The 12,261-nt window shown below is 29.6% G+C and carries 13 protein-coding genes; 1 reads left to right on the top strand and 12 read right to left on the bottom strand.

The genetic code is table 11. The features are described 5' to 3' along the window. Nucleotides 1-81 precede the first annotated feature (81 nt). Nucleotides 82-192: a C2H2-type zinc finger protein gene (locus ACO5GE_RS04845; RefSeq protein ID WP_484829801.1), complete on the top strand. Its 111-nt coding sequence runs from the start codon at nt 82-84 to the stop codon at nt 190-192. On the opposite strand, the gene ACO5GE_RS04840 is transcribed toward ACO5GE_RS04845, so the two are convergent. From ACO5GE_RS04840 to cdaA, 12 genes are all read right to left on the bottom strand, one after another. Continuing rightward, a complete protein-coding gene (locus ACO5GE_RS04840; protein WP_484829800.1) occupies nt 155-1,420 on the bottom strand; it encodes an MFS transporter in 1,266 nt (421 codons plus the stop codon). The two genes, ACO5GE_RS04845 and ACO5GE_RS04840, sit on opposite strands and share 38 nt — an antisense overlap. Nucleotides 1,421-1,473: 53 nt before the next feature. Next, the gene (locus ACO5GE_RS04835; protein ID WP_484829799.1) at nt 1,474-1,917 is read right to left on the bottom strand and encodes a GatB/YqeY domain-containing protein; all 444 of its coding nucleotides are present in this window, start codon (nt 1,915-1,917) and stop codon (nt 1,474-1,476) included. Nucleotides 1,918-1,941: 24 nt separating this feature from the next. Continuing rightward, a complete protein-coding gene (rpsU, locus tag ACO5GE_RS04830; protein ID WP_014261932.1) occupies nt 1,942-2,118 on the bottom strand; it encodes a 30S ribosomal protein S21 in 177 nt (58 codons plus the stop codon). Nucleotides 2,119-2,260: 142 nt separating this feature from the next. Continuing rightward, nucleotides 2,261-2,758 (bottom strand): SEC-C metal-binding domain-containing protein, encoded by a 498-nt coding sequence (locus ACO5GE_RS04825; protein ID WP_484829798.1) that lies wholly within the window; start codon nt 2,756-2,758, stop codon nt 2,261-2,263. 200 nt (nt 2,759-2,958) lie between these two features. Continuing rightward, complete coding sequence (rpoD, locus tag ACO5GE_RS04820; RefSeq protein ID WP_484829797.1) at nt 2,959-4,077, bottom strand: RNA polymerase sigma factor RpoD; 1,119 nt, start codon at nt 4,075-4,077, stop codon at nt 2,959-2,961. Between the two features lie 31 nt (nt 4,078-4,108). Continuing rightward, nucleotides 4,109-5,839: a DNA primase gene (dnaG, locus tag ACO5GE_RS04815; RefSeq protein ID WP_484829796.1), complete on the bottom strand. Its 1,731-nt coding sequence runs from the start codon at nt 5,837-5,839 to the stop codon at nt 4,109-4,111. Between the two features lie 127 nt (nt 5,840-5,966). Beyond that, nucleotides 5,967-6,401 (bottom strand): ACT domain-containing protein, encoded by a 435-nt coding sequence (locus tag ACO5GE_RS04810; protein WP_484829795.1) that lies wholly within the window; start codon nt 6,399-6,401, stop codon nt 5,967-5,969. A gap of 49 nt (nt 6,402-6,450) precedes the next feature. After that, the gene (locus ACO5GE_RS04805; protein WP_484829794.1) at nt 6,451-7,311 is read right to left on the bottom strand and encodes a class I SAM-dependent methyltransferase; all 861 of its coding nucleotides are present in this window, start codon (nt 7,309-7,311) and stop codon (nt 6,451-6,453) included. An 18-nt stretch (nt 7,312-7,329) separates the two neighbouring features. Continuing rightward, the gene (locus ACO5GE_RS04800; RefSeq protein WP_484829793.1) at nt 7,330-8,682 is read right to left on the bottom strand and encodes a ribonuclease E/G; all 1,353 of its coding nucleotides are present in this window, start codon (nt 8,680-8,682) and stop codon (nt 7,330-7,332) included. 99 nt (nt 8,683-8,781) lie between these two features. Then, nucleotides 8,782-10,128 (bottom strand): phosphoglucosamine mutase, encoded by a 1,347-nt coding sequence (gene glmM, locus ACO5GE_RS04795; RefSeq protein ID WP_484829792.1) that lies wholly within the window; start codon nt 10,126-10,128, stop codon nt 8,782-8,784. 61 nt (nt 10,129-10,189) lie between these two features. Further along, nucleotides 10,190-11,389 carry a CdaR family protein gene (locus tag ACO5GE_RS04790; RefSeq protein ID WP_484829791.1) on the bottom strand — a complete coding sequence of 400 codons (1,200 nt, stop codon included), beginning with the start codon at nt 11,387-11,389 and terminating at the stop codon, nt 10,190-10,192. Continuing rightward, the gene (cdaA, locus tag ACO5GE_RS04785) at nt 11,386-12,216 is read right to left on the bottom strand and encodes a diadenylate cyclase CdaA (protein ID WP_484829790.1); all 831 of its coding nucleotides are present in this window, start codon (nt 12,214-12,216) and stop codon (nt 11,386-11,388) included. The genes ACO5GE_RS04790 and cdaA overlap by 4 nt, the downstream gene beginning before the upstream one ends. Nucleotides 12,217-12,261: the final 45 nt, after the last annotated feature.

The following is a 12,261-nucleotide window of genomic DNA, read 5'->3' as shown; positions in this document are numbered from 1 at the left end:
AAGTATCTCTCTTTTTTTATTTATTTCTGTAACATATGTCTTATCACATTACAAACTGTATCCACATGATAATACTTTAAAATAATCTATAAATGTAGTCTTTGTAATAAGACATTTCCAACATTAAAATCAATGCTAGTAATACTTAATCCATTTAAGCAAACTGTCCTTTTTTTTCATTGTTTTCATTGATAAAAAAAGTAGATACGAAGCATACTAATGCTGATATTAAATATATTACCATTGCATTTTTTACTGATATTCCTCTAAAAACAATTAACCCTATCAAAAAATTCAATATAGAACTACCAAAAAATTCCATAGAGTTTATTGTTGCTGCTGCAATCCCAGCATTCTCCTTCTTATTTACATTTTTAACAACAGTAAATGGTAATAGATGAAACATAAGTACCATTCCCATCATAACAAAAAGTAACGGCATAATATACAATGGAGGTTTTCCTCTATTCATCATAATATAAATCCACATAACAAGATATATTCCAGAAAAAATATTTAAATTTAATTTGTTATTTCTCTTCAATATTTTGTCCATAATCGAAACTAAAGGAGCTCCTAATATAAATCCTACACCTAAAAATGCCATATATTTAGAAGCTGCTATTACAGATAATTGGTATGTCTCTGAAAAATATCTAATCCCCCAGAAACCATATAGGGAAGTTGCTGTAGAGATATATGTAAACATAATAATCATTGGACTCCAAGATTTTTGATTACATAATACTTCTATCAACGAATTTTTTATATTTATCCCTTCTGAAGTCTCTTTCTTTTTATCTTTTACAAAAGAAAATAATAATATCACAGACCCCATGGTCATGAAAGAAATTACCCACATTGTATTTTGTCCACCTATCCTAGAAATCAAATACGATAAAGGTACTGTAGCAATAAGATTACCAATATTAGATATAAGTGCCATTCCAGCTGAAAGATGTGAAAAGTAATGTTCATCAAACCAAATTGTTTGTACTTTCATAATCGAAGTAATTGATGATGCCATTCCTACCCCTATAGCAAACCTCATAAATAAAGCAATAGAATAACAAGAAGTAACTGTCATGACAAGTGTTGAAATACATACAACAAGCCATGATAAGACCAGCACCCTCCTCACACCAAAGTGATCTAATAACATTCCCATCGGAATTTGCATAACTGCATAACCATATAGAGTTGCATTTACTAATTTTGTTGCTTTTGAAATATTTATTTGATATTTATCTATTAAAAATTCAGACATAACTGCAATATATTGTCTTTGGATAAACATAACCATAATAACTATTGCTATTACACTCCAGGTAACTATTCCATCCTTATTGGATAGTAATTTTTTTCTTATCATTCTAACACCTACAAAATAAAAAGCTCTACTCGAATCTATAAAATTCACGTAGAGCCTCATCTTCTTTCATATTTCTTATTTATAACTTATATATCCAAATATTATCCTAATATTTGTTTTACCATGGCATTAATCCTTTTTCCATCTGCTCTTCCTTCTACCAGCGAAAAAGTCCTATCCATAATTTTTCCCATATCTTTCATTGAAGTCGCTCCAACTTCTTCTACAACTTTAATAATAATTTCTTTTAACTCAACATCGTCAAGTTGTTTAGGGAGATAATTTTCTAATATAGCAATCTCTTGATTCGTCTGTTCAATCAAATCTGTACGATTTGCCTTTTCAAATTCTGCTAAAGCGTCTTTTCTTTGTTTCATTTGCTTTGAAATTAAAGATATGATGTCATCATCAGTCAACTCTTGACGCGTATCTACTTCATGCTGCTTAATTCCGGCTCGAATCAAAGTGACAACGGATTTTCTTACCTGTTCTTTATTTTTCATTGCTTCTTTTAAATCATTTGTAAGTCTATCCTTTAAAGTCATCTATATAACACCTCTATATCCCAATTATCTTTTTTTCTTTCTTGCTGCTTCTGCTTTTTTCTTTCTTTTCACGCTTGGTTTATCGTAATGTTCTCTTTTTCTAACCTCTTGCATAACTCCGGAAAGAGCACATTGACGTTTGAATCTTCTTAATGCACTATCCAAAGACTCATTTTCTTTTACTTTAATTTCTGTTGCCACAACTATCCCTCCCCTCACTGCTAACACTTATTGCTTATCTTGCAAAAAATTGTAGTTATATGGGCTATACTTTAGTATTATAAATGCATTTTGAAATATTTTCAAGCTTTTTTTATTCACAAATCAAACTATGAGATAAAAATTATTTTCCACAGCATTTTTTATATTTTTTTCCACTACCACAAATACACGGATCGTTCCTTCCAATCTTCACTTCTTTTACAACAGTTTTCGTTTTATCATATTCTTTTTTGATTGTTTTCTTCTGTTCCTCGGAAAGAATGCTATTCCATTCTTTCAAATTATATAACCAGTCAGCTTTAGCATCTAACATATTAAAATAGAGTTTTTCAAAATTTACATCTAACGAAATTTCAGAGTCGGAAGCCAATGTATCTATATCAACTTCTGTATTTAATGATGTATTAATACCATCCATAAACCCAACAAACGTAACGTCATCTACATTAAATTTTTTCGCCAATTCAGAAACAGTCCCTTTTACAGTTTCTTCTTTATTTTCCAGTAGATACTTGTATATTTCTGCTTCTTTTGGTAAATACTCATTCCAAAACACTTCGTATTCTTGTTGATTTTTTGGTTCATACGCTATCTTCTGCCAACTTTTAAATAATTCCATTTTTTTCCTCCCAAATGATGTAATAGACTATAAATACATAAAAATCATTCTAGTTATTATAACATAAGTTAATATAATTTAAATCAACATAATTTATTTTAGTAAACTATATTTTTTAAATCATATATCAATTAACAAATATCATATTTTATATTAAAAACTATACTAAAATAGTATATCTCTCAATTCATAAACATAACTTATTCCAAATAGTCCTTTAATTTTTTTGATCGACTTGGATGTCTTAACTTTCTTAATGCCTTTGCTTCAATTTGTCTAATTCTTTCTCTTGTAACATCAAACTCTTTTCCAACTTCTTCCAAAGTTCTAGTTCTACCATCTTCTAGACCAAATCTTAATTTTAAAACTTTTTGTTCACGTTCATTTAAGGTAGATAAAACTTCTTCCAGTTGTTCTTTTAATAATGAGTATGCTGCTGCTTCAGATGGAGCCAATGCATCATCATCAGGTATAAAATCTCCCAAATGACTATCCTCTTCTTCTCCTATAGGAGTTTCTAAAGAAACTGGTTCTTGAGAAATCTTTTGAATTTCTCTTATCTTCTCTACACTCATATCCATTACTTTAGAAATTTCTTCTGGTCTGGGTTCTCTCCCAAGTTCTTGTAACAGCTGTCGCTGAACTCTAATCAACTTATTTATCGTTTCAACCATATGAACTGGTATTCTTATGGTTCTTGCTTGATCTGCAATAGCTCTTGTGATTGCTTGTCTAATCCACCATGTAGCATAAGTAGAAAATTTGAAGCCTTTTGTATAGTCAAATTTCTCTACTGCTTTAATCAAACCTAAATTTCCCTCTTGTATTAAATCAAGAAAAAGCATTCCACGCCCTACATATCGTTTAGCTATCGATACTACTAATCGAAGGTTTGCTTCTACTAGCTTTTTCTTTGCAAGCTCACTTCCTTGATCCATCTTCTGTGCTAACTCTATTTCTTCTTCAGCAGACAATAGAGAAATTTTTCCAATCTCCTTTAAATACATTCTAACAGGATCATCAACCGATATACCTTTAGGAACAGATAAATCTTCTTCTACTTTAGTTTCTTCTAAGTCTTTTTCATCTGTAAATTCAGGCTCTTCAATATCATCTAAATTAACATGAGCTCTAGGAGTATTTTCATCAATAATTTCAATCCCTAACTGATTTAATGTTTCATAAATATTTTCAATATCATCTTTATTAACAGCAATAGGATCTAATATTTCTGCCAATTCCATATAAGTAAGAGTCCCTTTACTCTTTCCTTTTTCAAGGAGTTCCTTCATTTTTTCTTTGCTTTCCTCTTTAATCATACGAATAATCCTTTCTTCATTTAAGATTAAACTACTTTATATTTTTTAATTTTTTTTGTAATGATATAATATCAATTCCTATGCGAATAAGTTCATCCCTGTATTGTCCGTTTTGCATAAGCTCTTGTTGTTTTTCCTTCAAACTCTCAATACTTCTACGAATATTATCCTTACGCATACTATGAATTAATGTAGGAATCTCTTCTATACTGCAGATACTATCATATGAAATGCTATCTTCTGAAAAATCTTCTTTTTGAAGTAAAAGCTGATGAAATATTCTTCTATTTTCTTCAGAAAAAAAATCTTCTTCTTTGATCGAAAATTTACTGACACATTCTTCTACTCCAAAATGAGCTATTGAATTAATCAACATCTTTTCCTTATCATTTTCATGAACATCAATTTCTATTTTCTCAAAATATTGTTTCTCATCACTATGACCATGAAACTGATTAGGGCTAAAGTATTTCCCATACATTTCTTGTCCTAAAGACTTAATAGAGATGCCTGTAGAAAAAGATATCTTTTTTAATGCTTGCTCTATCAACACAAAACTATTTGGTATCTTCCCTTCATATTTTTTTAACATCGAAACTGCATTCTTAATAAATAATACTTGTTCATGTTCTTTGGTCAAATCGATGTTATCACTCAACAAATATAATTCAAAATCAATAATGTTTAGTGAATTTATCAACAGTTGTTCAAAATTTTTTGAACCATATTTTTTTAAATAATCATCCGGATCTTTTTCTGTATCCAAAATAACGACTTTTCCTTCCAATTCTTGTCTAAATAAAATATCCATTGCTCTTTTTGCAGCTAATCTCCCTGCATTATCAGAGTCATAACAAAGATACACCGTTTTTACCTTGCTTTTTTTCAAAAGTTGAGCTTGTTGTTCTGTAAAAGCAGTTCCTAGTGATGCAACTGTATTTGAAAAACCATATCGATGCAAAGTAATCGTATCCATATATCCCTCTACTAAAATAACATCTTCTTGGTAAATAGACTTCCTTGCAAAATTCAGAGAATACAAATTATTCTTTTTTAAAAAAATATTAGTTTCTGGAGAATTCAAGTACTTTGGTGGATACGAATCATTAAGAGCTCTTCCACCAAAAGCAACTACTTTACCTTTAGGGTTAAAAATAGGAAACATCACTCTATTCTTAAATCGGCAAGTAATCTCTCCATTATCTCTTTTTAGAAAAACTCCACTTTTCAGCAACACTTCTTCTGAATAAACTTTTTCTAACTTCTTATATAAATCATTTTTAAAAGGTGCATATCCCAAACCAAAGCGAATGATAATATCTCTATTTAAGTCCCTTTTTTTTAGATACTCCAAGGCTAAGTTATTCTTCCACAAGCACTCTCTAAAAAAACGCGCTGCCTCTAAATTAATTGCCATAAGAATCTCTTTTTCTTTTTGAATTTTCTTATCCTCTATAGAGTAATTCTTCTGTTCAGGTAATGGAATCATAGCTCTTCTAGCTAAAAAAATTACTGCGTCAACGAATTCCAATCTTTCTTTTTCTTGAATAAAAGAAATTACATCTCCTGACTTCTGACAACCAAAACACTTATAAAATTGTCCATTTTTATTGACAGAAAAAGACGGTGTTTTTTCATTGTGAAAAGGACATAAACCCATCCAGTTTCCATTTGTACCTTTCAATGATACATACTCAGAAACGACATCCACAATATCATTTTCATCTTTAATTTTTTCTATAAAACTGGTATCAAAATTCATTTTAACCTCTGTTTCCTACATAAAACGCTATACTTATTATAGTTCTACAAAAGAAACATATTTCCTTTAATTTACGATATGTATCGAACGATACATACTTGGTAAATTTTTGAATTAGTCACTATTTTTATTCTAACGCAATAATTTCTACATTCACAACCCCATCCATAGCAGAAATTTCTTCCAAAATTTCTTCAATTTGTAAATCCATATTTTTCATGTCAAATGTGATAGATAAATCTGCGGTATTATGAATAGGAATATTTTGGTTGATAGTTAAAATATTTGCTTTACTGTCAGCTAATATTTGTAAAATGCGCGCTAAAATCCCCTTTTCATGTTTTAACATAAAATGTATTGTTGCTTTTTTTGTTAATGTAGATTCAGATAAAGAGAATACATAATCCTTATACTTATAAAATGTACTTCTAGAGATTCCAGCCAAACTAACAGCTTCATTAATCCCTCTTACTTCTTTCATCCTCAATAGCTCTTTTGCATACAAAACTTTTTCATAAATATCAGGTAAAGCTGATGTTTCGACAACTAAAAATTTTCTCATACAATATTTTTCTCCTATATTTAGTATAAATAGTAATATTCTATTTTTTCTATTCTACTCTACAATAAATTCCACACGGCAAGTACATATCTCCTGACGTAATTGGTAATAATGTTTGTCCCGAATATATATTTCTATTCATATCAGAAAATTCTATCTTTACAATATTCTCTAAAGCAATATTTGAAAAACCAGTTGTATAGCAATTGATAAGAACAAATAAAAAATCATCAGTTAATATTTTTTTGATACGTTGTAATAATTCATTAAATTTATTTTCAATCTTCCAAATTTCTCCTTTTGGACCTCTTCCATAAGATGGAGGATCCATAATAATCGCATCATACTTATTCCCACGACGAATCTCTTTTTCAATGAATTTAAATACATCATCTGTTAAGAATCGAAATCTATTGTTTTCTAATCCGGAAAGAATACTATTTTCTTTTGCCCAACGAACCATTCCTTTTGCAGCATCTACATGAACAACCTCACTCGCTCCAGCATTTGAAGCTGCACAACTGGCAGCACCGGTATATGCAAATAAATTTAATACTTTTACATCTTTGGGCGAAGATTTAATTTTTTTTGAAATCCAGTCCCAATTAACAGCTTGTTCTGGAAATAAACCAGTATGCTTAAAGCCTGTTGGATGTATTGAAAATCGCAAATCTTCATATCTAATTTCCCAACTATCAGGAAGATTTTTATAAATTTTCCAAAATCCACCACCTTTATTATTCCTTAAATATCTTGCATGCGCTGAATTCCACAAATTCTCATCAATTGACTTGTTCCATATGATTTGAGGATCAGGTCTTCTTAATATAACATCTCCCCATCTTTCTAATTTTTCACCATCATTTGCATCTAATATTTCATAATCTTTCCAATTGTCAGCTATAATCAAATCAAAACCCCTTCCATACTATAATAGTTTAATACTATCCATATATTCTTTATATTCAATATTCATACTGATACCATACTTAGACTCCAATAAAAATTGATTCCTATCAAAATAATTTTTCATATAACTAGGAGCCACTACCAAAAGACTATCTTTTTTTATTTCCTTATGATACAAATACTTTCTTATTTCCACTTCCAACTCATCCAATAAAATCACAGGCGATTTTAAATAACCCGTACCTAAACACAAAGGACATGAACAAGAAATCATATCTATCAAATTTTCTTTTTCTCGCTGTCTAATCACTTGAACAATTCCTAATGTAGTAATGTTTAGGACGCTTACTTTTTTGATATCTCGTTTAAACTCTTCTTTTAATCGATGCAATAATTTTTCTTGATATATCTTTTTTTTCATATCTATAAAATCAATTAAAATAATTCCCGATATATCTTTTTTTATAATTAAATCAACTATATATTGACATGATTTAAGATTTACATCCAAAGCCATATCATCCATATAACAATGCTTTTCTTGATATCCACTATTGACATCCACTGCTGTAAATGCTTCTGTAGGTTCTATAACAATGCTAATATTTCCAAAATCATACTTTTTAGAAAATAATTTTTCCAATGAAATCCCATAACTACCAAACAAATCTATCTCCTGCAACTTATATTCAGGGCTTATTTTTTTTGACATAGCCCACTGTTTAACCTTTGAGATAATTTCTTTACTATTAGAAATCACTTCATCTATTGTTTCAAAACGAAAATGGTAGAAAAAATCTAACAGAGAATCTTGTTCATAAAGCAATCCGACAACTCCATCTTTTTTCTTTCGCATTATTTCTTGAAATAGAACTACTAATTGTTCAACCTCTTGTCTTATTTGTTCATAATCTACTTCAATGGCTTCAGTCCGTATAATCAAACCTATGTTTGAAAAATCATTGATAAGTGCTTCTACTAATTTGATTGACCGAGAATCTTTTTTTATTTTATTTGATAGATGTATATCTTTTTCAAATGGTAGATATATTACAAACTCTCCCGCAATACTAATATCGTCCGTTAGCTTTGCAAGTTTGGTAGAAATGGGCTCCTTCTTTATTTGAGCTATTACCATATCTCCGTTTTTTAAATCTTTATTTACTTGTAAGAAACCCAATTCTTCATTACCTAAATCCACCAATTTACCATTAGAAGATACGATGTTTTTTCTAATTTTACAGTGATAAATTTGATTCTTTTTAATTGGACAGTCTTTCTTTATAATTTCAATTCTCTCAACAGTGCCTTCATTTAAATAAGCTACCTTTGTTAAAAAAAAACTATCTTCAATAATTAATTTCTTCTTCATAAAAAGTTTCCATTTCTTCCTATTTATGAATAAAAAATGGATTCATTATAAATATAATATTATAACTTCACCATTTTAAATTACATAAGCATTATAAGTTTAAGACAATCTTTCTTCAATAAAAGCAGATAGTCTTTTTGCCTCTTTTTCTATCTCAATATAATCTTTTCCTTCAATCATTATCCGAATCAAAGGTTCTGTTCCAGAAGGTCGAATCAGAACTCTACCCTCCCCATTAAACTTCTCTTCAATTAGTTTAATCTCATTCTGTATCTCATCATCATTCAAATACTTACTCTTATTCTCCGACTTCACTTTAGCATTAACGAGAACTTGAGGATAAACTGTCATTATTTCAGATAAGGAATATAAATCCTTTCCGGTATGTTTCAAAATTTCACAAAGAATCAAAGAGGACAATATTCCATCTCCGGTTGTATTAAATTCCTTAAATATCATATGTCCTGATTGTTCCCCTCCAACAGAATAGTCATTTTTCAACATTTTTTCTAAAACATATCTATCCCCTACATTGGTAATCGCTAAATCAATTCCTAAATTTTTAGCAGCAATTTTCAAACCTAAATTACTCATCACCGTAACTACTAAAGTGTTATTTTTAAGTCTATTTCTTTCCTTCAAATATACTGCTGAAATTAATAATATCTGATCACCATCAATAATATTCCCTTTATTATCGATAGCTAAAAAGCGATCAGCATCTCCATCGTAGGCTATTCCCATATCAGATCCATTTTTTAAAACTTCCTGTTGTACATGTTTTAAATGAGTGGAACCACAATTTTCATTAATATTATATCCATTGGGAGTATTATAGATCACTTTAACATCAGCACCCAAACGTCTATATACTTCAGGACCAATATGGTACGCAGCACCATTACTACAGTCCATTGTCAACTTTAAGCCCTGAAGATTGCCTTCGATACAATTCGTTAGAAAAGCAGTATAATCTTCTTCCGGAGTAATATCTTCCAACTTTATCCCAAAACCATCACTTACTATTTTTTCTGGAAAATCAATAAAAAATTCAATTTCTTCTTCAATTTCATCTGCTAACTTAAAACCACTAGAATTAAATATTTTAATCCCATTATATTCAGAAGGATTATGTGAAGCAGAAATTACAATTCCAATATCTGCATTATACTTACGTATTAAATAAGCTACTCCCGGAGTTGGAATAACACCTACCTCAATCACATTGGCTCCTGCACTCATTGCACCTGCCGAAATAGCAGAAGAAAGTAAATCTTTTGAAACTCTTGTATCTGTTCCAATAATAACTTTAAGACTTTTATCTGTACGATTCCCATTTTTTTTCAATACGTAGGCTCCAGCAGCTCCAACCCTATAGGCAATTTCAGCTGTCAGTTCTTTACCTACAATACCTCTTATTCCATCTGTTCCAAAGTATTTTCTCATGAAATATAATCCCCACTTCTAATAAAAATTTTCTAGGTCTTTTTATAATTTAATATGCAATCTAATCATTCAACAAAATTTCATTGATGTCTAATTTGTATGAATCTATAGGAAGACTTGTTATCAACTTAAATATAGGCTTTTTAGTCACATCATCCATGTTATTTTTGTCCAAAACAACAGTTACACTACTTTTATCTATTTCAGAATCCAATTCCTTACTATACAAAACCGTTACTATTATTGGATCTTTCAATGTTTGTTTCACTTTTTCTATTTCTTCAGATGAAAAATTTTTAAATACTATATCAGATATATCATATTTCATCTCTTTTTTTAAAATATTTTCATCTATCCGAATAATTTTTACAACATTCGGTTCAAAGGATAAACCCTCAATTGTATTTAACTCTATTTGATTTCCAACATGAGACAAAATATTATTGTAATAAATTTGTTTAGTATATATCTCTGTTGGCATATTAAGTAATTTTGGCTCTGCTCTTACAGATACTATCTTTGGATCTGTTGAATAGGCACTCAAAAAAACTTGTTCTCCATCAGAACCTATTATATTTGGAACAACACGAAGTTCCTTAGTATGATTGAAAGTTACCTTTACAAACACATACTTATCACTTAGACTAACAGTATTCATCCTCTTTCCATTTTTATCTAATGCATATAACTCTAATTTTTCACTAAAATTTTCTGTTCTATTATTTAGTGCTAGAGATGCTATAATTTTATCCACTTTTTTTAACTCTGAGCTTGCTCCCTCAACATACGTAGATGTAGTATTCTTTTCGATAGAAAAGAAGTTTTCTGATATGTCTGATGTATCGACAACCTCTATTTCCAACGGTCTACTTTGTACAGATAGAGTATCTAACTTTACTACAAACTCTTTTGGAATAAATTCATAGTTAATTTTAGGCGGAAGATCTGTTTTTAACACGACAGTATTTTCTCCAACCTTAGGATTAGATACAACTCCAGTTACACCAATTCCTTTCGATATTTGACTTGTAATATCACTGGACTTTCCTTTTATTTGTATTCTCACTGGCTGAATATCATCTATTGGAATAAACTCCATACTGTTATCCAAATTTTCATAAACAAATGAAATTTCATTAATAGTAATATCTCTCGTGACAATAGGATCAACAACACCCATTACATAAATCCATAAAACGAAGGAACAAAAAAGAACAATTAACTTTACTTTCATATTTTTTTTGTATACATTCTTGATCATTTTCGTTCTCCTCTTTTTTTAAAAAAGCTATACTTCGACTGATCTTTTTCCAAACTCTTTTTTAACAAAGATTTTAAAGTATCCTCTTTCAAATCCTTGTATAACTTTCCATTCTGTGCAATGGAAATATGACCTGTTTCCTCTGAAACTACTAAAGAAATACAATCTGAACGTTCACTAATCCCGAGAGCAGCTCGATGTCTAGTCCCTAACTCTTGATTTAAAAATTTATTTTCTGTCAATGGCAAAAAACATCCTGCTGCTACAATTCTATTTTTTCTCACTACAACAGCACCATCATGCAAAGGTGTGTTTGGAATAAAAATATTAATTAAAAGTTGCCTCGTTACTTCTCCATCGATTTTAGTACCCGTCTGAATAATTTCATTGATTCCCGTCTTTCTTTCTAATATAACTAATGCTCCTATTTTTTGTCTCGACAAAGACATCATGCCTTCCGCCAACTCTAAAATGAAATTATCATTATTAGTATTAGAATTTGTAATATTAGTAGAAAGAAATTTTGTTTGTCCTAAATATTCTAATATTCTACGTAATTCAGGTTGAAAAACAATTAATAATGCAAACATACCAGCTTGAATGGTGTGAGTAAGTAACCAGGATAATAATTGCAACTCTAATATTTCTGCAATTCTAGTAATTGCAAGTAACACTAAAATGCCCTTCATTAACTGTTCTGCTCTTGTTTCTTTTATTAAAAGATATAAATTATAAAATATATATGATACAATTAAAATGTCAATGACATCTTTTAATTGCATATTAACTAAAACATCTTTTATTTCCCACAAAAAAATCAACTCCATCTACAACTACTCCGATAATATACCTATTATTATCTTATCTTACTT

The organism is Filifactor sp., assembly GCF_057248345.1.
The sequence above is the reverse complement of the archived record's forward strand: the minus strand, read 5'-3'. Positions and strand labels throughout refer to the sequence as shown.

Bases quoted from the DNA above. Each gene is read 5' to 3' on its own strand.
- ACO5GE_RS04835 (WP_484829799.1), bottom strand. From the start codon at position 1,917: ATGACTTTAAAGGATAGACTTACAAATGATTTAAAAGAAGCAATGAAA.
- ACO5GE_RS04825 (WP_484829798.1), bottom strand. From the start codon at position 2,758: ATGGAATTATTTAAAAGTTGGCAGAAGATAGCGTATGAACCAAAAAAT.
- rpoD (WP_484829797.1), bottom strand. From the start codon at position 4,077: ATGATTAAAGAGGAAAGCAAAGAAAAAATGAAGGAACTCCTTGAAAAA.
- dnaG (WP_484829796.1), bottom strand. From the start codon at position 5,839: ATGAATTTTGATACCAGTTTTATAGAAAAAATTAAAGATGAAAATGAT.
- ACO5GE_RS04810 (WP_484829795.1), bottom strand. From the start codon at position 6,401: ATGAGAAAATTTTTAGTTGTCGAAACATCAGCTTTACCTGATATTTAT.
- ACO5GE_RS04800 (WP_484829793.1), bottom strand. From the start codon at position 8,682: ATGAAGAAGAAATTAATTATTGAAGATAGTTTTTTTTTAACAAAGGTA.
- glmM (WP_484829792.1), bottom strand. From the start codon at position 10,128: ATGAGAAAATACTTTGGAACAGATGGAATAAGAGGTATTGTAGGTAAA.
- ACO5GE_RS04790 (WP_484829791.1), bottom strand. From the start codon at position 11,389: ATGATCAAGAATGTATACAAAAAAAATATGAAAGTAAAGTTAATTGTT.
- cdaA (WP_484829790.1), bottom strand. From the start codon at position 12,216: ATGGAGTTGATTTTTTTGTGGGAAATAAAAGATGTTTTAGTTAATATG.